This window comes from Pseudomonas allokribbensis, assembly GCF_014863605.1.
Lineage (GTDB): Bacteria > Pseudomonadota > Gammaproteobacteria > Pseudomonadales > Pseudomonadaceae > Aquipseudomonas > Aquipseudomonas allokribbensis.
In genome coordinates this window covers 4,451,642-4,477,123 of the sequence record NZ_CP062252.1, presented here as the reverse complement: position 1 = coordinate 4,477,123, position 25,482 = coordinate 4,451,642, and the positions used below count along the sequence as shown (strand labels likewise).

Annotated in this window: 24 protein-coding genes; 16 read left to right on the top strand and 8 right to left on the bottom strand. The window is 57.6% G+C overall.

The window, feature by feature from the left end; genetic code table 11:
* Positions 1-22 precede the first annotated feature (22 nt).
* Genes IF199_RS20405 through IF199_RS20370 form a run of 8 tightly spaced genes read left to right on the top strand, consistent with a single transcriptional unit; the run spans position 23 to position 9,505 of the window.
* Positions 23-463, top strand: coding sequence for a low molecular weight protein-tyrosine-phosphatase (locus tag IF199_RS20405; protein ID WP_096822067.1), 441 nt, complete (start codon positions 23-25; stop codon positions 461-463).
* Between the two features lie 38 nt (positions 464-501).
* Positions 502-2,730, top strand: a complete 2,229-nt coding sequence (locus IF199_RS20400; RefSeq protein WP_192558560.1) for a polysaccharide biosynthesis tyrosine autokinase — start codon at positions 502-504, stop codon at positions 2,728-2,730.
* A gap of 41 nt (positions 2,731-2,771) precedes the next feature.
* Positions 2,772-3,854, top strand: a complete 1,083-nt coding sequence (locus tag IF199_RS20395) for a glycosyltransferase (RefSeq protein ID WP_192558559.1) — start codon at positions 2,772-2,774, stop codon at positions 3,852-3,854.
* A gap of 14 nt (positions 3,855-3,868) precedes the next feature.
* A complete protein-coding gene (locus IF199_RS20390; protein ID WP_096822064.1) occupies positions 3,869-4,981 on the top strand; it encodes a polysaccharide pyruvyl transferase family protein in 1,113 nt (370 codons plus the stop codon).
* A complete protein-coding gene (locus IF199_RS20385; RefSeq protein WP_192558558.1) occupies positions 4,978-6,210 on the top strand; it encodes an MATE family efflux transporter in 1,233 nt (410 codons plus the stop codon). Before IF199_RS20390 ends, IF199_RS20385 begins: the two co-directional genes overlap by 4 nt.
* On the top strand, positions 6,201-7,304 hold the full coding sequence (locus IF199_RS20380) for a hypothetical protein (RefSeq protein ID WP_096822062.1): 1,104 nt from the start codon (positions 6,201-6,203) through the stop codon (positions 7,302-7,304). The genes IF199_RS20385 and IF199_RS20380 overlap by 10 nt, the downstream gene beginning before the upstream one ends.
* 12 nt (positions 7,305-7,316) lie before the next feature.
* Complete coding sequence (locus IF199_RS20375) at positions 7,317-8,369, top strand: acyltransferase family protein (protein ID WP_192558557.1); 1,053 nt, start codon at positions 7,317-7,319, stop codon at positions 8,367-8,369.
* The gene (locus tag IF199_RS20370; protein WP_192558556.1) at positions 8,369-9,505 is read left to right on the top strand and encodes an SGNH/GDSL hydrolase family protein; all 1,137 of its coding nucleotides are present in this window, start codon (positions 8,369-8,371) and stop codon (positions 9,503-9,505) included. Before IF199_RS20375 ends, IF199_RS20370 begins: the two co-directional genes overlap by 1 nt.
* A gap of 4 nt (positions 9,506-9,509) precedes the next feature.
* On the opposite strand, the gene IF199_RS20365 is transcribed toward IF199_RS20370, so the two are convergent.
* Positions 9,510-9,920, bottom strand: a complete 411-nt coding sequence (locus tag IF199_RS20365; protein WP_192558555.1) for a phosphohexomutase domain-containing protein — start codon at positions 9,918-9,920, stop codon at positions 9,510-9,512.
* 31 nt (positions 9,921-9,951) lie between these two features.
* Positions 9,952-10,785 (bottom strand): UTP--glucose-1-phosphate uridylyltransferase GalU, encoded by an 834-nt coding sequence (galU, locus tag IF199_RS20360; RefSeq protein ID WP_085733509.1) that lies wholly within the window; start codon positions 10,783-10,785, stop codon positions 9,952-9,954.
* Between the two features lie 381 nt (positions 10,786-11,166).
* Here galU and galE point away from each other — a divergent pair, with 381 nt between their 5' ends.
* The 6 genes from galE (at position 11,167) to IF199_RS20330 (ending at position 17,365) form a co-directional block, all read left to right on the top strand.
* On the top strand, positions 11,167-12,183 hold the full coding sequence (gene galE / locus IF199_RS20355) for a UDP-glucose 4-epimerase GalE (RefSeq protein ID WP_192558554.1): 1,017 nt from the start codon (positions 11,167-11,169) through the stop codon (positions 12,181-12,183).
* Positions 12,184-12,409: 226 nt separating this feature from the next.
* Positions 12,410-12,646 (top strand): hypothetical protein, encoded by a 237-nt coding sequence (locus IF199_RS20350; RefSeq protein ID WP_003226528.1) that lies wholly within the window; start codon positions 12,410-12,412, stop codon positions 12,644-12,646.
* A gap of 89 nt (positions 12,647-12,735) precedes the next feature.
* Complete coding sequence (locus tag IF199_RS20345; RefSeq protein WP_141401799.1) at positions 12,736-13,851, top strand: polysaccharide export protein; 1,116 nt, start codon at positions 12,736-12,738, stop codon at positions 13,849-13,851.
* Between the two features lie 12 nt (positions 13,852-13,863).
* Positions 13,864-14,529 carry a YjbF family lipoprotein gene (locus IF199_RS20340; protein WP_192558553.1) on the top strand — a complete coding sequence of 222 codons (666 nt, stop codon included), beginning with the start codon at positions 13,864-13,866 and terminating at the stop codon, positions 14,527-14,529.
* Positions 14,526-15,290 (top strand): capsule biosynthesis GfcC family protein, encoded by a 765-nt coding sequence (locus tag IF199_RS20335; RefSeq protein WP_096822056.1) that lies wholly within the window; start codon positions 14,526-14,528, stop codon positions 15,288-15,290. The genes IF199_RS20340 and IF199_RS20335 overlap by 4 nt, the downstream gene beginning before the upstream one ends.
* Positions 15,287-17,365 (top strand): YjbH domain-containing protein, encoded by a 2,079-nt coding sequence (locus IF199_RS20330; protein WP_096822055.1) that lies wholly within the window; start codon positions 15,287-15,289, stop codon positions 17,363-17,365. The genes IF199_RS20335 and IF199_RS20330 overlap by 4 nt, the downstream gene beginning before the upstream one ends.
* Before the next feature lie 288 nt (positions 17,366-17,653).
* Here IF199_RS20330 and IF199_RS20325 read toward each other — a convergent pair whose 3' ends face one another.
* From IF199_RS20325 to IF199_RS20315, 3 genes are all read right to left on the bottom strand, one after another.
* Positions 17,654-19,048, bottom strand: coding sequence for an undecaprenyl-phosphate glucose phosphotransferase (locus IF199_RS20325; protein WP_192558552.1), 1,395 nt, complete (start codon positions 19,046-19,048; stop codon positions 17,654-17,656).
* Between the two features lie 383 nt (positions 19,049-19,431).
* Positions 19,432-20,073, bottom strand: coding sequence for a winged helix-turn-helix domain-containing protein (locus IF199_RS20320; protein WP_102621822.1), 642 nt, complete (start codon positions 20,071-20,073; stop codon positions 19,432-19,434).
* A 291-nt stretch (positions 20,074-20,364) separates the two neighbouring features.
* A complete protein-coding gene (locus tag IF199_RS20315; protein WP_192560987.1) occupies positions 20,365-21,105 on the bottom strand; it encodes a winged helix-turn-helix domain-containing protein in 741 nt (246 codons plus the stop codon).
* 505 nt (positions 21,106-21,610) lie between these two features.
* On the opposite strand from IF199_RS20315, the gene IF199_RS20310 reads away from it, so the two are divergent.
* Complete coding sequence (locus IF199_RS20310) at positions 21,611-22,441, top strand: undecaprenyl-diphosphate phosphatase (RefSeq protein ID WP_102621820.1); 831 nt, start codon at positions 21,611-21,613, stop codon at positions 22,439-22,441.
* Here IF199_RS20310 and IF199_RS20305 read toward each other — a convergent pair whose 3' ends face one another.
* Both IF199_RS20305 and dusA read right to left on the bottom strand, forming a co-directional pair.
* Positions 22,442-22,813, bottom strand: a complete 372-nt coding sequence (locus IF199_RS20305; RefSeq protein ID WP_192558551.1) for a DUF2388 domain-containing protein — start codon at positions 22,811-22,813, stop codon at positions 22,442-22,444.
* Between the two features lie 84 nt (positions 22,814-22,897).
* The gene (gene dusA, locus IF199_RS20300) at positions 22,898-23,893 is read right to left on the bottom strand and encodes a tRNA dihydrouridine(20/20a) synthase DusA (RefSeq protein ID WP_192558550.1); all 996 of its coding nucleotides are present in this window, start codon (positions 23,891-23,893) and stop codon (positions 22,898-22,900) included.
* Positions 23,894-24,106: 213 nt separating this feature from the next.
* Between dusA and IF199_RS20295 the strand changes: the two genes are divergently transcribed.
* A complete protein-coding gene (locus tag IF199_RS20295) occupies positions 24,107-24,769 on the top strand; it encodes a hypothetical protein (RefSeq protein WP_192558549.1) in 663 nt (220 codons plus the stop codon).
* Between the two features lie 235 nt (positions 24,770-25,004).
* Here IF199_RS20295 and IF199_RS20290 read toward each other — a convergent pair whose 3' ends face one another.
* The gene (locus IF199_RS20290) at positions 25,005-25,409 is read right to left on the bottom strand and encodes a DUF7079 family protein (protein ID WP_192558548.1); all 405 of its coding nucleotides are present in this window, start codon (positions 25,407-25,409) and stop codon (positions 25,005-25,007) included.
* Between the last annotated feature and the right edge of the window lie 73 nt (positions 25,410-25,482).

The window sequence follows — 25,482 nt, the reverse complement described above, 5'->3', positions numbered from 1 at the left end:
ACATTACACGGGAATGTAAACCTTGTTCAGAAAGATCCTTGTCGTCTGCGTGGGCAATATTTGCCGAAGTCCGACAGCTGAACTGTTGCTGCGTAACGCGCTGGCGCCCTCGACGATCACTGTCACCTCCGCAGGCCTGTCTGCACGGGTTGGCGAGTCAATGGAGAGAACGGCCCGCCAGGTGCTGGAAGACCGTGGACAGAGCGCCGAAGGGTTCAAGGCGCGGCAACTGACAGCAGACATCGTCAATGAATCAGACCTGATTCTGGTCATGGAAAAAGAACATGTAAAACAAGTACTGAAGATTGCCTCTCACGCCAGAGGCAAAGTGTTTCTTCTCGGCAAGTGGCAGAACGAGCGAGAAATACAGGATCCGTATCGTCAAGGGCAGGCCGCTTTTATTCATGCCCATGCATTGATTGAAGATGCTGTTGGCTCATGGGCACAACGCCTCGGGCATTGATGAATATTCTTCAGAACAGTGAATGGTAAGAAAGACTTATGCAGTTACCGTCAGTAGTCGGCACCCGTGACAACGATCAAGACAGTATTGATCTTCTCGGCATATTTGGCAGTTTGATCGATCAGAAATGGTTGATCGGCGCCTTCACCGGCGCGTTCATGATGACCGGCGTTGCCTACGCGATTCTGGCCACGCCGGTGTATCTGGCCAACGCGCTGGTACAGGTCGAACCGAAGAAGAACGACATGCTCGGTTTTTCCGATCTCAACAGCATGCTGGGCGGGCAATCGCCGTCCGTGACCGAGATCGGGATCATCAAATCCCGTGCAGTGATCGGCAAGACGGTCGACGATCTGCGCCTGGACATCGATGTCACCCCGAATACTTTTCCGGTGATCGGCGGCTTTCTCTCCCGCCGTTATCGCGGGGAGACCGAACTCAGCGTCGCGCCGCCACGTTTCGGCCTGAACAGCTACGCCTGGGGCGGTGAGCGCCTGGAGTTTTCCCGGCTCGATCTGCCCAAAGAACTGCTGGGCAAGAAACTCAGCCTGATCGCCGGCGAGCAGCATCGCTTCCAGCTATTCGATGACAACGACAACCTGCTGGCAGAAGGCGTTGCCGGCGAAGCCTTCGCGCAGGACTGCGTAGAAGGGCAGATCACGCAGCTGTTGGCCAACCCCGGTACCCGTTTCGAAGTGGTGCGCTACCCACGAATCGTGACCATCCAGGGTTATCAGGACGCGCTGGATATTTCCGAGCAGGGCAAGGAGTCGGGGATCATCCGTCTGGCCCTGGCCAGCAGCGACGCCGCTGAAGCGGTGAAGATCCTCAACAAGATCGCGTCGCTGTACGTCGATCAGAACGTACGCCGCACCTCGGCCGAAGCGGCGCAGAGCCTGGCCTTCCTGCAAAGCCAGTTGCCGCAGGTCAAACGCGATCTGGCCAAGGCCAGCGATGCGCTCAACGCCTACCAGACTCGCGGCAAGACCGTGAATATCTCCCTGGAAACCCAATCGGTGCTCGGCCAGTCCGTCGCCCTCGAAACGCGGATTTCCGAGCTGAAACTGCAACAGGCGGAGATGGATCGCAAGTTCACCAAACAGCACCCGGCCTATCGTGCGTTGATGACCCAGATTGGTGAGTTGACCCAGCAACAGCGGTCGCTGGAAGGCAAGGTTCAGGACCTGCCGGCCACGCAACAGGAACTGCTCAACCTGACCCGCGATGTCGAAGTCGCTTCGCAGATCTACACCCAGTTGCTGAACAAATCCCAGGAGCTGGACATCATCCGCGCCGGCGCCGTGGGCAACGTGCGTCTGGTGGATACGGCGGATGTCGACCTGACCAGCCCGGTCAAACCGAAGAAAGCCCTGATCGTGCTGATCGCGACCTTCCTCGGCGCCTTTGTCGGCGTGGCCCTGGTGCTGTTGCGCAAGTCGCTGAGCAAGGGCCTGGAAGGGCCGGAAGCCATCGAGCAGCTCGGCTTGCCAGTCTACGCGTCGATTCCCTACAGCGCCCTGCAACAGGAAGAGGACACCAAGAAAGTCCGCGCCAAGGTCACGGTGGATACGCCGGCGTATCTGCTGGCCCTGCGCAATCCGACGGACCTGTCCATCGAGTCGATCCGCAGCCTGCGCACCTGCCTGCATTTCGCGGCGCTGGATTCGACCAACAACCGCATCATGATTTCCGGCCCGAGCCCGCAGGTCGGCAAGACCTTTGTGTCTTCCAACCTTGCGGCAGTCATGGCGCAGAGCGGACAGCGGGTGGTGCTGATCGATGCCGACATGCGCAAGGGGCATCTGCACAAGTCGCTGAACACGCCGATCACCAACGGTTTGTCGGACTTGCTGGTCAAGCGCTGCACCCTGGAGCAGGCGATCAACAAGGTCGAAGTCGACAACCTGCACTTCATCAGCCGTGGTCAGGTGCCGCCCAATCCATCCGAGCTGTTGATGCACGCCAATTTCCGCGAACTGTTGGCGCAACTCAGCGAGCGTTATGACGTGGTGATCATCGACACACCGCCGCTGCTGGCGGTGACGGATGCGGCGATTGTCGGTCGCGAAGCGGGCATCAGCCTGATCGTCGCGCGCTTCGGGGTGAACCCGGCCAAAGAGATCGAACTGACGATTCGCCGCTTCGCCCAGAACGGCATCGAGTTGAAAGGCGCGGTGTTCAACGGCGTCGAGAAGCGTGCGGCCAGTTACTACGGCAACGGCAGCTACGGCTACTACAACTACGAATACGCGTCCGACAAGTCCTGAAAATCAGTGATTGTCCTTACCGGCAAGAAAGTGGGTGGGTTGTGAAAAAAATACTGCACGTGGCTGAAACGATAAAAGGTGGCGTCGCGACGGTGATCCGCACGATTTCCGCGTCCCCGGAAGATGACCGCGCCAACTACGAGCTGGTGTATCTGGTGCCGCAGGATCAGGAAAAGGAACTGCACGGCATCGCGCCGCAACAGATCCGTACTTTCGATCGAACCGGGCGCAATGTGCCTTCGCTGCTGCGTTTTGCCTGGCGCCTGATGCAAGTGATGCTCAAGGAAAAACCCGATGTCGTGCATCTGCACAGTACGTTTTCCGGGGTGATCGGCCGTTGCGTGTGCGTGCTTTTGCGGCCGTGGCGCAAACCGAAAATCGTCTATTGCCCGCATGCCTTTTCGTTCCTGATGGAAAGCTCGCCGATCAAGCAGAAAGTCTATGCGTGGATCGAGCGGGTGTTGCAGAAGGTCACGGACACGATCATCTGCGTCAGCCAGTACGAGATGGACAAAGCCGCAGCGTTCGGCATCGAGCGCAAGCGCATGCGACTGATCTACAACGGCATCCACCCAAAGGATGACGAGCGCAAAGCCGAGGATCCGCAGCCGATTCATCTGCTCTTCGTCGGTCGGCTCGATTATCAGAAAGGTTTCGACGTGCTGCTCAAGGCCTATGCCAAGGCCGGGCGCAACGATCTGAAACTGACGGTGGTCGGCAGTGCGGTCAACGAGGCAACGGTCGAGTGCCCGCCAATGGACGGCGTTCAATACCTGCCGTGGGTCACGCCGGCCGAAGTCAACGCGCTGTACCAACAGGCCGATGCGCTGATCGTTCCTAGTCGCTGGGAAGGCTTTGCCATGGTGCCGCTGGAAGGCATGGCGCTGGGCCTGCCGGTGATTGCCAGCGACTGCACCTCGCTGCCGGAACTGGTCACTCACGGGGTATCCGGCTACGTATTCCCCACCGGTGATCACCACGCGTTGGCCGATCGCCTGAAGCAGATCCAGAAACCCGCGTTGTCGGTCCTTGGACTCGAAGGTCGGCGCATCGTCCGCGAGCGCTTCAGCGCCGCGTTGATGATCCGCCAGACCTACGACGTGTATTCCGCTCCCTCTTATTAAGTAGAAATCCGCTCATGAACGTAACGATTTTGCATGGCTACAGTGCCTCCAATTCCGGCGATGGTCTGCTGGTCGATCTGGCCATCGCGCTGGTGCAGCGCAACTTTGGCGAGGACACCGCGATCAGTGTCGTGGCCTCCGATCCGGATTCTTTCAAATACCTGCCGCACCCGCGCTTCGATGCGCCGGTCATGGCAGCCAAGGGCCTGGGCCGGGTCAAACAGGCGGTATTCCTCAATCAGTCCTATGCCGGGCTCGCGGATCTGTTGAAGAAAACCGATCTGATCGTCGGCGTCGGTGGCGGCTACATGCGCTCCAAAAGTGCCTTCGAACACATCAAGCTGAAACTGGGCCACGCCAAGCAACTGGAAACGGCGATCCTCAGCAAAGTGCCGTCGGTGTACCTGCCGCAAAGCATCGGGCCGTTCCACGGTGAGAGCGACAAGATCGTCGGCCACTACGCCAGCGCCGATGCGGTGTTCGTGCGCGATAACCGCTCCTCGGCGTTGTTCGATGCCTGCGAAAATGTCTACCGCGCACCGGACCTGGCGGTGCAGGCCCTGGCCGGCAAAATCCTTCAGCAACCCAAGTTCACCCGCTGCGCCTCGACGCCGGCCACGGTGTGCGTGGTGCTGCGCAAACCGCCGGCATGGAGCAAGGAAAAGAAGCTCGCCTACGTGGCCAATCTGAAAGTGTTGCTGCAGCGTTTGAAGAACAAAAGCAAAGTGGTCTGCGCCGTGCAGAGTGCTGTGCGCGGTAATGATGACGGCGCGTTCTACCGCGAGCTGGGCATTACCGAAGACCTGCTGCCATTGAAGGCAACGCTGGCCAAATACCAACCGGATCTGGTGATTTCCGTACGCCTGCACGGGGCGATCGAATCGCTGCTGTCCGGGGTGCCGGCGTACCACATCAGCTACGAGCGCAAAGGCTTCGGCGCCTATCAGGACATGGGCGTCGAGGACTGGGTGATCAACGGCGGCGACATCAATGTCGACACCATCATCGACACGGTTTTTGCGCCGAACGCGCTGTCGAATTTCGGCAAACGCCTGACCGACACCTGCCGTGAAATCGAGGCGAAAACCGTGGCCATGGACGACATCATCAAGGGCGTCATTCGATGATATTCCGCTTGTTGCTGCGCGGCGGAGCACTGGGCGCGAAGTTCTTGCTGGTGCTCGCCATCACCCATTACCTCGGTTACGAGGCGCTGGGTTTCTACGGGGTGGTGGTCGCGGCGTCGTTGATCGCATCGAAGTTCTACAGCGTCGGTTTCAGCTCCGAGATCAATCGGCTGATCAGCGTCGGCGGCAGCTCGAAGCGGGTCGTCGACAAGGTTCTGCTGTTGTACCTGGCCGTGGGGTTGCTGTTGTCGGTGGTGACAGTGTTGGTTTATTCACTGTTCCAGCAAGTTGAGGCGACGACGGCATTGATCGCCTGTGTGACGCTGGTGCTGCTGACCGAGCACCTGTCGTTCGAGATCAACTCGTTCGTGTTTTCCGCGCAGAAAGCCACGGCGGGCGCGTTGCTGTTCTTCATCAAGACCGGCCTTTGGGCGCTGCTGGCCGTGGGCGGGATGATGCTTGGCTGGGTGTCCGGGATCGCCAGCGTGTTGTGGCTGTGGGTCATCGCCAACGTGCTGGTGATCGTCGCCGGTTACCTGATTGTGGTGAACGTTCATCGCGGGCGCGAAGAGGGGACGCTGGCGACGGCGACCGTGTGGAAAGCCGGGTTGCCGTTCTATCTGGGCACCGGTCTGATCGCCTTGAGTCAGTACGCCGAGCGCTTTCTGATCATCGACCTCGAACCCTACGCCAGCCTCGGTAAATACGTGTACGCGTGGTCAGCGGCCAACACCTTGCAGGCGTTGTCCTACGCGGTGGTGGCGGTGGTTGGCATTCCGGTGCTCGCCAAGCGTTATCAGGCGGATCAACAACCGTTCACGGTCACCCAGTTGTTCGTGAACAAGTGGGTGATGCGTTCGCTGGTGGTGTCGGCCGGGGTGGCGGTGTTGATTTACCTGTTCTTCAACATCGTGCTCGATTACGTCGCAACGGCGGTGCCGCGTCCGGACAACGGGATCCTCGGCGTGCTGATTTTTTCCTTTGCCCTGCGCGCCATTGGCGACATCGTCTGGGGTGGCTTGATCGCGTCGAAAAACAGCCGGGTATCCCTCGCCAGTTCGGCCATTTGCCTGCTGATTTCGGTGCCGGTCAGCTACCTGCTGATCAAGCACTATTCGATCTACGGCGCGGCCTGGGGCAACGTCTTCGGGATCATCGTGCAACTCGGCGTGATTGCGCTGCTGACCCGTGCCACGCGCGCGAAAAAGGCTGTCGTGTCATGGGCCTGAAACTGCCGTGCATCGAGTTTCGCGGCAGGAAACTCGACTCGTCGCTGTCGTTCCTGATCCTGTTCACCGGCCTGTTTCTGTCGGTGGCCATGCCGTTGCTGATCCCCCGCGATCCCGGCCCGGATGCGATGACTTTGTGGTCGTCTTATGCCCGGGCCGACAACTGCAATTTCTGGAACCCGTTCTCGCCGGATCGCTCGTCCTACGAGTGTTCGGCGTTCCTGTTGCGGCCCACCGGGATCAACCTGACCAACGCCTGGGCCTATGGGATGTTCTGCAATTTCTTCCTCACGGCGATTCCCGTGGTGGTGTTCCGGCGCATGCCGCTGGCGATCTTCGGCACGCTGTGTCTGTGGGGCATCGTCCGTTCGTTTTTCCTGGAAAACCTGACCAAGGAAATCATCGTGTCGGTGGCGGTGTTGAGCATTCTGTTCAGCTCGCTGACGCGCAAATACCGCGGCGGATTTTTCCTGTCGGCGGTGATCTACGGCGTGCTGATCCGGCCCTACTGGATTCTGTTTTCGCTGTCCTGGGTCGGCGTCTGCATGATGAAGAAGTACGTGTCGCGCATGACCTTCTTCCTGATGCTGTTCCTGTTCTATCTGGCGGTGGCCATGGCGATTCAGTTGGCGCTGGGCTTTCCGGTGTCGTCGATTCGCGCCAGCAACAACGAACTGCGCACGGCGGGCGAGGAGGGTTCCAAGTCGCTGATCGTCTCGTGGCTCAGTGGTAGCGACTTCGTCTCGCAGGCCCTGGATTCGATGATCATCTTCTTCCGGTTGTCGTTCCCCGTGGAGCTGATCCTGCTGTCCGGGCCGGGGCAGGTGATCTTCGTGGCGTTGATGATCATGACCGCGTTGCTGCTGTTCAAAGTCATCACCTCAACCGATTACAAAGGCGCGCCGATCCAGACCAAACCCAAGGAACTGATCGCGATTCCTCTGGCGTTTTTGCTGGTTCAAGGCTTGTTCGAACCGGACTTCGGCTCGTTCGCCCGGCACTTTTCGATGGTGGTGCCGGTGCTGTTCGTGGGCCTGGGGTTGATGTTGCGGGCGAATAAACCGGTGCAGGTCGAGTCAAGAATTCTGAATTGAGGCGGGTGTTTTATGTCGAGCAAGAAAAAGTCGCTGGAGATCGAAACCCTGCGCGGCCTCGCGTGCCTGTTGCTGGTGCTCTATCACGTGATCGGCCCGTTGGGCGGCGGTTTGAAGATCGACATCGGCTCGCCGTACCGGGTGATCGCCGATTCGATGGTGTACGTGCGCATGCCGCTGTTCACCTTTATCTCGGGCTACATCTATTCCATCTACAAGATTCGCGGTAATGACTTTTCGGCGTTCTTTACCGGCAAGGTGCGGCGGCTGATCGTGCCGCTGTTCTGCGTAGGCGTGCCGTTCTCGGTGTTGCAGGCGGTGGGGCCGGGCGTGAACAAGGACGTCGGCGTGATCGATGCGTTGTTGTCGTTCTTTGTGCCGATCAACCACTTCTGGTTCTTGCAGGCGGTGTTCATCATCTTCATGTTTGTCGGCCTGCTGGAATGGCGTGGCTTGCTGCGTTCGGCGACGCGTTTGTACCTGCTGTTCGCGTTCTCCGCCGCGGTGTTTCTGCTGCCGCCGTTTAAGTTCGATGCGTTCGGCATCAATGGGGCGACCTATCTGTTGCCGTTCTTTGTGGCCGGGATGATTGGCCAGGAGAATGTCAGCGCGTTGAAGCAGCGATTCAAAGTGCTCGGCCCGTTGGTGTTCGTGCTGATTTCCCTGACGCTGTTGTACATCGCGGCGCTGGATCGCGAGCTGATCATCGATCGTCGCAGCCTGATCGGCCTGACGGTGGGTTGCGTGTCCTGCTTCGCGTTGCTGTCGAGTGACATGCGCTCGAAGGCGCTGACCTGGCTCGGTGGTTACTCTTACGCGATTTTCCTGTTTCATGTGCTGTTCGCCGCGACATCGCGTTCGGTGCTCGGACGCCTGGGCATCAAGGACGAAAGCGTTCTGGTGTTCTGCGGCGTGGCTTGCGGTTTGCTCGGGCCGGTGTTGCTGTCGACGATCTTCAGTCGGTTCAACTTCACTTCGGTACTGTTTCTGGGCGAGCGTGCGGCGGCGAAAAAACCGGCGGGGAACGTCTCCCCGGCGCAAGTCTCGGCTAAAGGAAGTGTTTGATGGTTGCAGTGGATGATGCCGCGCCGGTCGCGGCATCGGTGGTCGAAGTCGGCGACGCTCGCCAGCGGTTTGCCCAGTGGCGCGAAGGCAAGGCCGGGAAGGTTCTGTCGGTCTCGGTGATCGGCGACAGCTACAGCGCCGGGCAGGATTTCTATCTGAACAAACTGGTGCAGCGGCTGGTCGGTGAGGTTGGTTTTGCCGGCCCCGGTTATGTCGGTTTCAACCATGGCGCGGCGCTGGGCGGCAGCCATTTCAAATACACCCGCAGCAGCGAAAAGTACTTCGGCGGTGACTGGCAGGTATCGAGCCTCGGTCAGGCCAGCCCCGACAGCCGCACCGTAACCGGAAGTCCCGGTGCATGGCTGCAAGTCGATGCTCATCCGAGCGAAACGATAAACACCGCCGTCACCCAGGCAAAACTGCTCTATCTCGGCAACGACGAACCCAATGAAATCCGCTATCGTTGGGCACCCTCGCAATCCTGGCAGCCGTTGAAACTGACCGGTGCCGGTGTTCAGGAAGTCCCGCTGTCAGGCATCTCCGCCGCGACGGATTGGGCGTTCAGGCTGGAAGTGGTGAAGGGCGCGCCAACGCTGTTCGGTCTGTGGATGAGCAACGATCAGGCCGGTTTGCGGGTGTCGAAACTGGCGGCGTCGGGTGCGGCCTCTGCCGACTTTTATCATGGCGACAGTCAATGGCAGGCGCAGTGGAAGGCGGTGGTGTCGAAGATTCCGGCTGACGTCTACCTGATCATGCTCGGTGGCAACGATCAGGGTTTCGGGGTGAAACCCGAGCAGTACCTGAAAAACGTTCAAGGCCTGGTCGGGATGATCCACGAGATTCAGCCGTCAGCGAGCGTCAACCTGATCATGCGCCAGGACACCACGCGTTCCAGTGCCTATCCGATGTCGGCGTATGCGCAGGTGCTGGAGCCCTGGGCTCGTGAGCAGCATCTGGGTTACGCCAATCTGCAATGCGCGTTCGGTACGGATGTCAAACGTTACGCGGCGGCGATGATCGGCCCGGACAAGATACATCCGGTGCCGGCCACGGGCGGGAAGGTGATTGCCGATTACTTCTATCGGATGATCGTCGGCGGCAACCACGGGGCTTCCTGCGGCGCCGCCTCGGAATAAGGGCTCAGCCCATGTCGAAGTTGTCCACGTGACCCAGAAGCTCTGCGGTCTTTTGCGGCATCAACTGTGTCACACAACGGGTTTCCACATTGATGATGATCGCCGGGTCGTTGCAGCAGATGCGCACCCGGAATCGCCAGTCGCTGAAAATCACTTTCAGGCCGTCGCGGTCATCGACCTCCAGCGCCTGTTCACCGTAGATCCGTTTCAGATGGGCGAGCAGGGGATAGGGATCGCGCAGCGGCCGGCGAATGTCCCCGGATGAAGGAAACATGCCGATCCGCTCCACCAGCAGGATGGTCCCGAGCCAGGATTCGTTGGCGCTGGGCAACGGCTGATGACGAGACAACCAGCTCATCACCCCGAGGTTGTCCACCTCCCGTTCAATGTCTGTCGAATGTTGTGCGATGTTCATGATTGCCTCGTCGGATGTGCGCGGGGGCGGTTTAACGGCCCTTGAGGTAGACGTTCTCGTAGCAGAAGTTGGTCGCTTGCAGGTAACCCTCGGCGTCGCCGCAGTCAAAGCGCAGGCCCTTGAATTTGTAGGCCAGCACGCAACCGTTCTGCGCCTGTTTCATCAGGGCGTCGGTGATCTGGATTTCGCCGCCCTTGCCCGGCTCGGTGTCGGCGATCAGGTCGAAGATGTCGGGCGTCAGGATGTAGCGGCCGATGATCGCCAGGTTCGAGGGGGCGTCCTGTGGCGCGGGTTTTTCCACCATGTGATTGACCCGGTAGATACCGTCGGAAATCGCCTCGCCGGCGATCACGCCGTACTTGTGAGTCTGATCGCGCGGGACTTCCTGGATGGCCACGATCGAGCAGCGGAACTTCTTGTAGAGCTGGATCATCTGTGTGAGCACGCCGTCACCTTCGAGGTTCAGGCACAGGTCGTCGGCCAGCACCACGGCGAAGGGTTCGTCACCGATCAACGGACGACCGCTGAGAATCGCGTGACCCAGACCTTTCATTTCCACCTGACGGGTGTAGGAGAAGGTGCAGGTGTCGATCAACTCGCGAGTGCCGGCCAGAAACTTCTCTTTCTCGGTGCCGCGAATCTGGTGTTCGAGTTCGTAGCTGATGTCGAAGTGGTCTTCCAGCGCGCGCTTGCCCCGTCCGGTGACGATTGCCATGTGCTGCAGGCCGGCGTCCCGTGCTTCTTCAACGGCGTATTCGATCAACGGCTTGTTGACTATCGGCAGCATCTCTTTGGGCATGGCTTTGGTGGCCGGCAAGAAACGCGTGCCATAGCCGGCAGCGGGGAACAAACATTTACGAATCATAGAAGTTTCCTGGACATTCATGGCATACAGCCATCGGTTACATTGCAATAAAGAAAAGTTGCAAGTTGATGAAGCTGTACTTTAATACCTGAGTCAGGTTGTAAGTGGCAATGTTAGCTTAGTGTAAAGCGGGATAATGTTATTAGATGTCGGCTTGATAAATAACAGTTATTTTTAGTCGGTATCTGTCGATAGTGGTGAAAGTGCGAGAGTGCTAATAAGTACCGGGCAATACAGTTTGGCCTTTAAGAATATTTTTGGCCAGCTATGGAGCTGTTTTTGTTTTGGATTGTTGTCGCCTTGTTTGTGTGAAGCAAGACACACATTAAACAAATGGGGCTTGACACGCTAGTTGGCACTTTCCCCACTATGGACCGCGCTATGAAGATTCTGGTAACGGGTGGCGCCGGGTATATCGGCTCGCACACCACACTTGCATTGCTTGAAGCAGGTTATGAAGTTGTTGTTCTGGATAATCTTTGCAACAGCAGCGATGCGGCACTGCATGCAGTGGAAGGCATTTGCGGCAAAAGTGCAGTGATGGTCCGCGGCGATGTGTGCGACCGGGCGTTGCTGGACCGGATATTCCAGCAGCATTCGATCGACGCCGTCCTGCATTTCGCCGGCCTCAAGGCGGTCGGCGAGAGCGTGCGCAAGCCGCTCGAGTATTACGAAACCAACGTCAGCGGCAGCATCACGCTGTGCCAGGCGATGGCGGCGGCGGGGGTCTTCCGGTTGGTGTTCAGCTCCTCGGCCACGGTGTACGGCGAGCCTGAGCAGATGCCGATCCGCGAGGATTTCCCTACGGGCATCCCGACCAATCCCTACGGCCAATCCAAGTTGATTGTCGAAAATGTGCTGCGCGATCTGAGCCTGGCCGAGCCGCGCTGGAGTATCGCGCTGCTGCGTTACTTCAACCCGATCGGCGCCCATGACAGCGGCCACATGGGCGAAGACCCGAGCGGCATCCCCAATAACCTGCTGCCTTACATCAGCCAGGTCGCGGTCGGTAGCCTGCAGGAGTTGTCGATTTTCGGTGACGACTACCCCACGGCAGACGGCACCGGCGTGCGCGATTACATCCATGTCGTCGATCTGGCGGACGGTCACCTGAAGGCCTTGCAGGCCATCGACGGGCGCACCGGCATTCATACCTGGAACCTCGGCACCGGCGATGGTTACAGCGTGATGCAAGTGCTGCGAGCTTTCGAACAGGCGTGCGGGAAGCCGGTGCCATTTCGGGTGATGCCACGGCGTTCTGGCGATATTGCCGAGAGTTGGGCCGACGCTTCCAAAGCGGAAAAGGAACTGGGCTGGAAAGCCACGCGCAACTTGCAGGACATGGTTACCGATACTTGGCGCTGGCAGTCGAATCATCCCAGGGGTTACCTGGAATGATGGCCATTTAGTCCAATGTTATTTTCGGTCAGGTTGTTAGATATCGTCGGGAAATTACGCTGGCAATGCCTTTTGCAAGTCCGTAGATATAACCTGCCGTTCGACTTTATCAGTTGAGTCTGACTGTGAAAGAACAGCGGATCTTGTTCGCGCTTTTTGCGACTTGAACTCTACCACCTCTAACGAAACACCCGATGTAACGGTGCAATGTTAGAAAGGAGTTGATATGAAAAAAGTGATGGCGATTGCCTTGTTGACGATGTTGAGCAACTGGGCATCCGCAGCTGAAGCGCCGCTTACTGCGGTGACCAATGTATCGGGCAGTGTCGCGGCTTCTACAGCGCCTGCTGCCAGTACTGCAATGGTCGCCAGTGCCGTAGCGGCGTCCAACAGTGGTGGAAGTGCCAACGGCGGTACAACGGGTACCACCGGTACCACGGGTACAACCGGCACGCACAACTAACTGAAGTAACTGTTGGTGCAGTACAAGGTCGCCCGACGAAAGTCGGGTGACTTTGTTTTGGATTCGCCCTTGAATAGCGTAGTGCCATTATGACTCGTAGTTTTTCTCTTTTAATGCTGGCAAGTCTCGCTCTGCAAGGTTGCATGTTTTCCCCCGGTCAACACTTGAGCACCTTTGGCATCACCCGCCAGGGCGCCAGTGAAAGCAGCCGGGTCGAGTTGATTCCGATCACGCCCAAGCTGATCTCCATGAACCGGGCCACGCAGAAGCGTGAGTCAGTGCCCACGGAGTTGCTGGCGACGCCTGCCGAATACCGCATCGGCAACAACGACGTGCTGTACATCACGGTCTGGGATCATCCCGAGCTGACCGCGCCGTCGGGCGCGCAGCAGCAGATCGACGCCAACGGTCGCCTGGTGCGCTCCGACGGTACGCTGTATTACCCGTACATCAAGGAAGTCCAGGCCGCCGGCCGGACCATCCAGCAACTGCGCGACGACATCGAACAACGGCTGTCGGCCTTCATCGCCGAGCCGCAAGTGGATGTTGCCGTGCTGCGCTTCGCCAGTCAGAAGGTCGTGGTCACCGGCGCCGTCGCCAAGGCCGGCCCGCAAGCGATTTCCACCAACCCGCTGAGTGTGGTCGAAGCCCTCGGTTCGGCGGGTATCGACACCAACAATGCCGACTTGTCCGGGCTGTTGCTGACGCGCAACGGGCGGGTCTATCCGCTGAATCTGGATAACCTCAACCAGCAGGATTCCGAGTTGCAGAACGTCTACCTCCAGGGTGGCGACAAACTGTATCTGCCGTACAACGACAACAAGCGCATCTACGTGATGGGTGAGGTCAACCAGCCGCGCGCCCTGAGCTTCAAGACTGCCACGATGAACCTGTCCGACGTGCTCGGCTCGGTCGGTGGCCTGAGCCAGACCACCGCCAACGGCAACGCCGTGTACGTCATTCGCGGAGTGGAAAACCTCGATGTGGAACCGGCGAAAATCTATCAACTGGAAGCCGAATCTCCCACCGCCATGGTCCTCGCCACGCACTTCGAAGTGCGCCCGCAGGACGTCGTTTATGTAGGGCCTGCCAACGTGACTCGCTGGAACCGTCTGATCAGCCAGTTGGTGCCGTCGGCATCGATTGTCGGAACGGGTGCTTCCGCTGCGAAGAACTGGAGCGAATTCACCAACAACAGCAAATAAGGCCGGCCGACTGTGAATACGTTGAAAGTTGGCGTCTGCCTGATGGCGGCCTTGTTGCTGTGTGGCTGCAACCCATTGATGGTCGCGTCGGTGACCAACCTCAAGTCGGCGGTGGTCGGCCCGGATGATATCGACGTGACTCCGGCCCAGGTGGCCGAGGTCAACTATCCGCAACTCAAACTGACCACGCCGTCCGGCTCCGGGGTATTGGCACTGGTGCGTGAGCGTGAGGACCTGCAGTTCTGGGTCGCCTCCGGCAAGCAGGTTCTGCTGCTGCGCGACGGTCTCGCCGTGCGCACCATCGGCCTCGGCGCGGAAGGCGATCTGGACGGCACGCGGCTGTCCGATGCGTCGCCGTTCAAGCGCGGTCTGCACAACGTTGCCGATGGCGACACCAGTCAGCGCTGGATCGATCTTTACAAGGGCCAGGAAGTCGGGTTGATCGTCAACAGCCGCTTCACCCGAAAATCCACGGAAACCCTGAAGATTCTCAACAAGGAATACGCCGTGCTGCGTGTCGATGAGCGTATCGACGTCCCGGCCATCGGCCTGCGGGCGACCAACCGTTACTGGGTCGATCCGGTTGACGGTTTCATTGTGCAGAGTGAGCAGCAACTGACCTCGCAACTGCGAGTGAAGATCGTGCAGCTGACCCCTGATCGCAGGCGCGTGCCATGAAGCGCTTGAAGGTTTTGTCGGCGGGTTTGATGTTGCTCGCCGGCGCAAGCCAGGCAGCGGTGACCGTCAGCGGCGACGTTGCCAACCCGGGGCCGGTCGAGTTGCCGGCAGGTGGGCGATTGACCGATGTGATCAGCGTCGCCGTACCGAATGCCGAAGGTTATTGGCTGGCGGGGGAGTTGCTGCGTCAGTCCCTGCTGGAGCAGCAGACCCGGCTCAAGGTCGGCGTGCTGTTCGACCTGGACGTGTTGCAACGCATGGCCGATTTGTTCGATCGACCGAGCCGCAAAGCCCTGGCGGTGCGCATGGCCGAGGACGTCCGGCAGATGCCGGTCACCGGGCGTCAGATCGCGGATCTGGACCCGGTGGCGCTGGAAGTCGGGTTCGCCCGCAACATCCGTCTGGACGATGGCGATCGCCTGATCTACCCGCAGCGGGTCGATGAAGTGCAAGTGCTCGGCGCCGTTGCCGGGACCTGCCGACTGCCTTATCAACCGTTGCTCGAGGCCCGTGAATATCTCAGCAGTTGCGTGCTGCTGGAGGACGATGCCGACGCCGATTACCTGTGGCTGATCCAGCCCAATGGTGTTTCGCGGCGCGTCGGCATTGCTCACTGGAATCGCGAGAGCGGGCAGTTTCCCGTTGCCGGCAGCAAGATTCTGGTGCCGTTGAAAAACGATGATCTTGACCCGCCTATCCCTGAACTGAATCAGCAGTTGGCCGAATTTATTGCCACGCAGTTGGCTGAGGTGGTTCGTTGAATTTGCGTTTTGCAGCTGTGTTGTTATTGCCGTGCGGCCTGGCCCATGCCGAGCCGCGCATTACCCAGGGCGATTTTGGTGGCACCGGTCTGTTGCAGACGCCCACCGCGCGCATGGCCCCGGCCGGCGAGTTGAGCGTCAACGCCAACCGCACCGAGCCTTACAGCCGCTACAGCGTTTCGTTGCAGCCGCTGGACTGGCTCGAAGGCTCGTTTCGCTACACCGCCATCACCAACCGCCCTTACGGCCCGGAGTCGATGAGCGGCAACCAGAGCTATAAGGACAAGGCGGTCGACGTCAAAGTCCGGCTCTGGGAAGAAACCCATTGGGCGCCCGATATCGCATTGGGCTTCCGAGACGTCGGCGGTACGGGTTTGTTCGCCAGTGAATTCCTGGTGGCCAACAAGCGCTTCGACAACCTGGATTTCAGCGCCGGCATTGCCTGGGGTTACATCGGCAATCGCGGAGATGTCGACAACCCGTTGGGCTATCTCGATGATCGCTTCAAGACCCGGCCAGCGATGGAAGGCACCGGTGACGTCAATGCCGGCTCGTATTTTCGCGGCCAGCCATCGTTCTTCGGCGGTGTGAGTTACCAGACGCCATGGGATCGCCTGAGCCTGAAACTCGAATACGAAGGCAACGACTACAAGCACGAACCGAAGGACAACGTGATCAAGCAGGACTCGCCGATCAACCTCGGCGCGGTGTTCAAGGTGACCGACTCCCTCGACGTGAGCGCGGCGTGGGAACGCGGTAATACGGCCATGTTCGGCGTCACGTTCCACACCAATTTCGTCAGCCGCAAAGCCCCGGCGAAGACCTTCGATCCGCCGCCGGAACCGTTGCCAGTGAAAGCACCGACCACGGCGCCGGATCAGGTCGACTGGGCCAACGTCTCGCAACGCTTGCAGCAGAATGCTGGCTATCAGGTCGAGCGCATAACCCAGCGAGACTCCGAGCTGATCGTGTACGGCGAGCAGCAGCGTTATTTTCATTCGGCCAAGGCTGTCGGCCGTGCGAGCCGGATTCTGGACAACAGCGTCAACGACGACATCAACTGGTTCACCGTGGTCAACAAGCGCTATGACCTGCCGCTGGAAGAAACCAGTGTGCCGCGCCAGACCTTCCGCGAAGTGATCAACAATGAGGAGCCGCTGCAAACGTTGCACCGCACCACCGAGGTCAACCCGGCGATGCCGCACAACGAGAAGACGCTCTACACCCAAGCGCCGCAGCATTTCAGTTATGGCGCCGGTCTGGGCTTCAAGCAGAACGTCGGCGGCCCGGATGGTTTGCTCTATCAATTCAGTGCCGACCTCGACGCCGAGTTCCGCTTCAACCGCAACACCTGGTGGAGCGGCATGCTCAGCCAGAACCTGGCGAACAACTTCGACAAGTTCAAATACGACGCACCCAGCGGTCTGCCGCGTGTGCGTACGGATTTGCGCCAGTACCTGACGACCTCCGAAACCACCATGCCGTTATTTCAGGTCAGCCACGCCGAGCAACTGGACAAAGATCTGTATGGCATGGTCTACGGCGGTTATCTGGAGTCGATGTTCGCGGGTGTCGGCGGCGAGGTGCTGTTCCGTCCGACCGGGGAGCGCTGGGCGATCGGTGCGGACCTGAACTACGTGCGTCAGCGCGAATTCGACCAGGGTTTCGACCTGCGTGATTATTCGGTGCTGACCGGCCACATCACCGGCTACACCGACTTGCCTTACGAAACGCTCGCGGCGGTCAGCGTCGGGCGTTATCTGGCGGGCGACTTTGGCGGCACGCTGGATATCTCGCGAGAGTTTTCCAACGGTGTGCGCTTCGGTGCCTGGGCGACCATCACCACCGCCGGCAGTACGGAATACGGCGAAGGTAGCTTCGACAAGGGCATTTACCTGTCCATTCCGTTCGACGAGATGATGAGCATGTCGACCATGCGCCGGGCCAACCTGGTCTGGGCGCCGCTGACCCGGGACGGTGGCGCGAGGCTTAATCGCAGCTTCCAGCTGCACTCGATGACCGATAGCCGCGAAGACGACATGTTCTATCGCAACTTCGGGAAGATTACCGAGTAAGTCCGGGAGACCGGGAAGCCAAAATGGGAGCCCTTCGGCTCCCGTTTTTGTTTGTGGTGGATGCCTTTGTTGATCCTTCCAGCGTTGCCACAGGTTATTGGGTAATGCCTGATTTCAGCATTACCCGGAACCTTGTAGGAGCGAGCCTGCTCGCGATTGGCGTCAGTCCGGTCGGCATCAATTCAACTGACCCAGCGTGCTCGCAAGCTGCCCGCCAACCCCCAAGTCCCGCCCACAAAAAAGGGGACTTTCGTCCCCTTGCGGTGTTGCTTTCTGCAGCTCTGCGTCTCAGTAAATATCCTTCGACAACAGGGTAAACGGCGTCTTCACCAGGATCTTCACGTCCAGCCACAGCGACCAGTTGTTGATGTACTTGAGGTCGATCTCGACACGCTTCTCCATCTTGTCGAGGGTATCGGTCTCACCCCGGCAACCGCTGATCTGTGCCAGGCCAGTGATGCCCGGTTTGATTCGGTGGCGCGCCATGTAAGCGAGGATTTTCCCCGAGTAGTAGTTGTTGTGTGCCACGGCGTGCGGGCGTGGGCCGACCAGTGCCATGTGGCCTTGCAGCACGTTGAACAGTTGCGGCAGTTCATCCAGCGAAGTGCGGCGGATGAAGCGTCCGACGGCGGTGATGCGTGAATCGTTGCGGCTAGCCTGTTTGACGTCGCGGTCATCGTGCACGCGCATCGAGCGGAACTTCCAGACCTGGATCACCTTGCCGTTCCAGCCATGGCGATCCTGCTTGAAGAACACCGGTCCGGGGGAACTGAGCTTAACCGCCAGGGAGATGAGCAACAGCACCGGGCTCAACAGAACAATGGCCAGCAGCGCGACGCTTTTCTCCATCAGGCTCTTGCTCAGGGCGGCGGTGGGGCGGCTGGTTAGCGGGCTTTCGTTGAGGTAGATCGCCGGCAGGCCGTCCACGACTTTTACCGAGTGATTGAGCAGCGTCAGGCTGTTCAGATCCGGCACCCAGACCACGTCCACGTTGGCATCCAGCAGATCGACATACATCGCTTCGATCTTCGCCGCTTCGGACAACGACAGCGTGATGTACAGACGACGGATGTCGTGGCGTTTGATCAGTTCCAGCAGGTTTTCCTGATCGCCGACGACGCGTGGTGCGTCTGCGTCCAGAGCGGGCAGGGTACCGTTGCTGACCAGACCTACCAACGGCAGGTTTTCGTGTTCGCTAAGCTTCTTCGCCAAGCCCAGGGCCAGTTCGCCCGTCCCTACAATCAGGGTCTTGTGCTCGCTTTTGCGCGAACGCTGGTAGTACTTGGAGAACGCATGCAGCGGTGCATACAGCAACGCTTGTCCGAGGAAGCCGTACACCGCCCAGTCAAGGATCACCTGGCGCGAAAACAGCTCATCGGCCTTGCAGATGAACGCGATGAATGTCAGCCCGGCCATGGTCATCGACCAGCCCATGAACAGCCGTCCCAGACCGGTCAGGTAGTTGTCTCGCTTTCGGTAAGCGCCACTGAAGGTATAAGCCGGAACCGAGGCCAACACCGCCAGCATGGTGCACATCCGGTAATAGAACTCGACCGTTCCCGTGTGCTGCTCAGCCAATATAAATAACAGTGAAACAATAAAGCACTGTGCCAGTGCCCATTGGCCCCAGAAGGTAAGTCCCTTGAGGCCCGTGTTTCGGTTGATACGTAGAGTGAGATCCATATGCGATATCCCCAAAAGACTTCCATTCAGGTTTCGACAGTTGAAATCCGAGTTGTTAAGCAGACTTGTTTTTGTTTTAGGTGCCCATGTTCTGAGGTAACAACATCGGTATGCCGAACTGTCGTCAATCAATAGACTAAGTTATTGGGGAAGAAGCTGTCTGACGAGTTCTAACAAGATGGCAATGTGCCAATCATTTGAATTGAAGAATATCAAACGTTAGAAAAGGTCGAAGGGCGGAGGGTTAATAATCCCTGTTGTGTTTGCTATCGTAGGAAGGGTGAGGAGGGAGGCATTACTGACAAAGGAGGGTTAAAACAAGCAAAGTGCTTTTTTATTTTTGTAATTGCACTTGCTTCTGTTCATTGATGGGAAGGCTGTGCTTAGGCAACAACTTCCTGGATCAGGCAATAACCGCGATTGCGGACAGCGCGAAACAGTCGCTCACCGTTACTGGCACTTTTGAATTTGTCTTGAAGACGGCTCAGGCACATCTCCAGACCGCGATATTGTTCCGGTTCCCGACCGATGCTGAGAATCAGATCGTCGCGACTGACAACGCGTTCTTCATGGTGCAGCATTTTCCTGACGAGTGCGGTTTCGAGGCCGGTGAGACTGATCTCGATATCCTCCCGGACAAGTACGCCTTGATCATTGTCGAGGTGCCAGGCTTCTGTGACCGGCCGGGAAGTGTCATTGACGTCCGACGTTATGGCCTGGGTGTTCTGGAATGAATGAGTAGATTGTGCAGCCAGCCATTCGGACTCGAGGGTGGCCAATATTCGCTGGGTATCATGTTCAATACTGCGAGCGACGCTTTTCCTTGTGCCGCGTGGGTAAGTGAACTCCATCAGCGTGGGAGTGGAAGAGGGCGAAGCAACACCTTCAACAAACATCTGTGCCTGAGACGTACCAAACGAATTGAAACGCTCACTGGAGAGAATGCTCTCGAGTTCGCGCTGCGACGCGGAATTGTTCGTCACGACAACAAAATATTTTCTTGGGAGGGTTGTACTGGTTTCCATGTCTCTCTCCTGAAATAACGCACCAAATATGGCTAAAAGGTATTCGGCAGACGAGTAATAACGCGCTCGGAAATAATCGACAGGCAGGGTCTGGGCCCAATTATGGCCGCGATAAGTTCCACTTGGTCTGCTTTTAGAGTAATGATTTATTGTTATGTTTAAGTGTTGCAGCGCTCATTCAATTGACAGCTTTTTATTGGATGGATATTGCGGATAAAGCGGTGAGACGTTGGATTTTCATAGCGTTGCATCAGACGTTCCCTCGTATGCTGCAAATGATGATTTCCTGAATCAGGCGGTCGAGATCAACCCCCTCATCAGGCGGTAGCCATACCCGCGAATGCTCTGTATGGCGTTCGTACCGTACACGTCCTTGATTTTCCCACGCAAGCGGCTGATGGATTTTTCCAGTGCCCGGGGATCGTAGAAATTGCTGTTGAGCCCCATGATGCTGGCGATTTCATCATGGCTGAGTATGTGATTACTGGTCTGCGCAAACGCTTCCAGAATCTTCATTTCGGCAAAGGAAATGTCCAGTTTCTTGCTGGTGTCCGACAGGCAAATACGGGTCGGGTCCAGCACCAGGTCTATATCCCTGAGCCATTCTTCACTGCTGAAGAACTCACCGAACAACTCGGCGCCTTCGTCGGCAAGCGTATTGAGCTTGATACAGAAGTCGGCCCCCGCAAGATGGTATTTGATCTTGCTGTAGGCGCCGCGCCCTGTAATGACCGCGCAAATGATCGGCTTCAAGTTATCGGCACGCAGGTTTTCCACCATCGCCAGATTGTCTTCGAGTGCCTGGGGAGTGTCGATGATGATGAAGATGGCTCGATAGGAGCTGTGATATTCATTTTGCTGATATGAACTAGTGAAGGAGTTGGCCTCTAGAGCCAGATCGGTCTGCACATGCTGCGCGATCAACGCTCTAAAATGTTCAGCCACAGCACGGGTACGGGCCAGAGTGAGAACGCCTGGCTCGTTGTTTGTCCGGTGTGGGCTGCTAGTCGCCAAGTTCCCTGTAAGCATGATGCGTTGACTCGAAAAAGTGCTGACATCGGGATGTTAAAGCACCGGTTCTCATCTGTGACTGACAATTGGTAACATTTACGCGGTTTTTAGACGTGGCTCCCGAGTTTTCTAACAATAATTAAGCATTTCAAGCTTTTAGTTGATTTTCTCGGGGCTGTGAACTAACGAAACGAAGGTCGTTAGATGGTGGCGATGTGCAATGGTGCCACTATTTTGTAATTATGGCGACCTGTTTTATGTCCTATGGCCACTATTGATTGTGGCTTGAAACTGGAGAATGTGAGGTGGGTCACATTTTAGGGCGTGAGGGCTTTTTTTGCTACTAAGAGAACAAGTTCACAGACGGACGATTATTAACATGGCTTGAGTGTGTCTTTTGATAAGACATATTCTCCGTCACCGAGTCGGGCAATGGGTCTGGATCTACCAATTGTTTAACTTCAGATACCCAATGCCTGAATGCAGTTGACCGGGCGCTCTTCAAGAGCGTTCTGACGGAGGATTAATGGATTTACTGACCTTGTTCAAGGTGTTGATTTTAGGTGCGGTAGAAGGTCTCACCGAGTTCTTGCCCATCTCCAGTACGGGCCACCAGATTATCGTTGCCGACTTGCTCGATTTTGGTGGCGAACGCGCCATGGCGTTCAACATCATTATTCAACTGGGTGCCATTCTTGCTGTGGTCTGGGAGTTTCGGCCGAAGATCTTCGAAATCGTCAAAGGCTTGCCGACCCAGCGCAATGCGCAACGATTCACGCTTAATTTGATGATCGCATTCTTCCCGGCGGTCGTCCTGGGCGTGTTATTCGCCGATGCCATTCATCATTACTTGTTTAACCCGATCACCGTCGCTGTCGCACTGGTGGTGGGCGGTATCGTGATGTTGTGGGCCGAACGTCGGGATCATGTGGTGAGCGTCGAGCACGTCGACGACATGGCCTGGTCCGACGCGTTGAAGATCGGTTTCGTACAGTGCCTGGCGATGATTCCGGGCACCTCGCGCTCCGGCTCCACCATCATCGGCGGCTTGCTGTTCGGCCTGTCGCGCAAGGCCGCCACGGAGTTCTCGTTCTTCCTGGCGATGCCGACCATGGTCGGTGCTGCGGTGTACTCAGGCTACAAGTACCGGGAACTGTTCCAGGCGGGCGACCTGCCTGTGTTCGCCCTGGGCTTTGTCACCGCGTTCGTGTTCGCGATGATCGCCGTACGCGGCTTGCTCAAGTTCATTGCGAACCACAGCTACGCTGCGTTTGCCTGGTACCGGATCGCGTTTGGATTGTTGATCCTGGCCACGTGGGTGTTTGGCTGGGTGAACTGGACGGAAGCGGCGGCTTGATCACTGACTGCTGATCAGTGCCGCGACGGCTAGATCGTTTAACTCAGTATCAGGCGATTCCTGACGAAAACGCTGCAAGGCTGACGTGAAATACGCAGCCTTCAGCATGCCGTCGCTGGCGAGGTAGAGTCGCGCGTCTTCCAGCTCCTCGGCGGAGTAAACGCGTTTATGGCTTTCGGTGGTTTCTTGCGAGGCCGTAAAGGGCGTGAGCAGCAAAGAGACAAGCGTGAAACCAGACAGCTTGGTCACCTCCCATGGCGTATCGGTGTTACCCAGACACAGCCCGTCGCAGTGGGCCTGAACATTGGACGTGACGCAAAGCAAGGCAAGGAGGGTGCAGCGCTTGAAGCCAGAGAAATTCAACGCGGGCATAAACAAAAGACATCCTGTCCGTACATCAAAAGAATTACAGCCGCGGGCAACGGTCATTCGTTGCCCGCACATTCAACGCCTCGATCAACGACCGGCCAACAACTCCGCCGCCTGATCCAGCAACGCCAACGGATCCTTGGCCTTGTGAATATCCACCGACAACAACTGCCGAAACTTGCGCGCCCCCGGGAAACCGGTGCCCAGGCCCAGCACATGGCGCGTGATGTGATGCATCGCCCCGCCGGTCGCCAGATGCGCGGCAATATAAGGCCGCAACTGCGCCAGCGCCTCGGCCCGGGTGATCACCGGCGCTGAGCTACCGAACAACTGCTGATCCACCTCGGCCAGCAGATACGGATTGTGATAAGCCTCACGGCCCAGCATCACACCGTCAAAGGTCTGCAAATGCTCATGGCAGGCCTCCATCGTCTTGATCCCGCCGTTCAGAATGAACTCAAGCTCCGGAAAATCCGCCTTCAACCGCGCCGCCACGTCATAACGCAGCGGTGGAATGTCCCGGTTCTCCTTCGGCGACAGCCCCTCCAGAATCGCAATCCGCGCATGCACCGTAAAACTGGTGCACCCGGCATCCCGCACCGTGCCGACGAAATCACACAGCTCCTCATAACTGTCCCGCCCGTTGATCCCGATCCGATGCTTCACCGTCACCGGAATCGACACCGCATCACGCATCGCCTTCACACAATCCGCCACCAACTGCGGATGCCCCATCAGGCACGCACCGATCATATTGTTCTGCACCCGATCACTCGGGCAGCCAACGTTCAGATTCACCTCGTCATAACCGTGCTCCTGCGCCATACGCGCACAGGCGGCCAGGTCCAGCGGGACACTGCCGCCCAACTGCAAGGCCAAAGGGTGTTCGGCTTCGTTGTGACGGAGGAAACGTTCGTGATCACCGTTCAGAAGAGCGCCGGTGGTGACCATTTCGGTGTAGAGCAGGGCGTTTTTCGACAGCAGGCGTAGGAAGAACCGGCAATGGCGGTCAGTCCAATCCATCATCGGCGCGACGGAGAAACGGCGGGAGAGTGGGGCGGGTGTGGCGGTGATTGGGGGCATTGGGGGTACGGAATCGGTGTGGCTGGGAGGTGGGGGAGTTTATCAGGAATGGGAGGAGGGAGCTTGAGGGGCAGGAATGGCAGAGTGGGTTTACAGCGTCCGACTTCTGGATCTGCTGAGCTTGCACAACCCGCACTGGATTGAGCGAGACAAATCCGCCGCAGGATTGATAGCATGTGGCTATCAATGTCCACATCCGCAGGAACGGAATCCATGTCGAAAAAAATCCATGCGTTAATGCTTTGTGTGGCCGGCCTCGTTGGCGCTATGCAGAATGCCGTTGCAGCTGACAACCTGTTCAAGAGCTACGCTTACGACACGCCAATCACGAAATACACCGAGGCTGGTGGTTACTATGACTGCTCGGCAGAGGTGGGCGCTCCCGCTCGGTGTATTGATGATGTGGATTTCATTGAACAAAAATTCACTGCTGGCCTGGTGTTCAGCAGTGACAAGCTGATTATGGTTTCCCTGTTCGCGCCCTATGAGCGGGAACTGTTCGGGCGTGCCATCGGTGCGTTGGCCAAGTCATTCGGTCTGGTCGCACTGGCTGACGGCAAGTCCATGCTTGATCTCGTCGATCTGGCGGCTAAAGCTAAAAGCAAGGATGAGTACACCGCGAAACTCACCAACTACGAAAGTGTTGCTCTAAACGCCAATAATCTGACCTACTCGTTTATTGAGGGCGCTGCCTCGATCAAAGGCACACCTAGCGTTTCTGGTTTGATGGCTGCCGCGCCTGCGAATGTCAGGGGGGCTGATCTGATTGTCACGGGCGAGGGCGAGGAATCGGTCATCATGATCAAGTTTTCTTTCCCGAAACTTGACGAGAACAAGCTTGTTGAGCAGACCAAAAAACCGGTCGAATCTTTCTAAGTTTGATGCTTTGGCGTGTAATACGCCTCGCCAGTAATAGAAAAGGGACAGATTTGTTTGCTCATTTTTTGGCGATAAATAAATCTGTCCCCTTTGTTCAATCAGGCGTTGGATAACGTCGAGCCGAAGTGGGTCGTTGCAACCCTCTGTGGCAGGCGGGCAGTTTGCTGTCGCGGAGGGTTCGTCACCCGTGCGATGAAGGGAAGGGCACTAGAGAATGTGCGTACAGCTCAGATTATTTTCGATAGTGCCTGGAGATTTCTTTCCATATGTATCTGTATCGGAACTCAAGCCAACGTATCAGCAGTTTGTCTATTTGGCGTCGATAACGGCTGTGCTCTCGGGCTCTCAGATTGTCCCTAATGTCAGACGTTAGTTGTTCAAGGTTGAAAGCAGACCAGATCATCGGGATCACTGTCTCAAGGTTCGAATGGCAGACAGGTGCGACCTCCTCGTAGAGAATTCGCTTTATCTCTTGCGGGTCGTAATATTCGGTCTGGCGCGCGATGGATTCGTAGTTGACCTCGTTGTCTACAAACGCGTCGGACAGTGCCCAATAGACGTGGGAGCGCTCCTTCTCAGTTGTTAACGCCCAGTCACGCTTGGTGGAGGATGTCTTCCGAGTAGTTGGTTCAGCCATTTTTGACGTCCTGTCATGTGATGGTGTCAGCCTTGCTTCTAAGGGCGACCTTGAATGTAGCTGTGAAACAGCA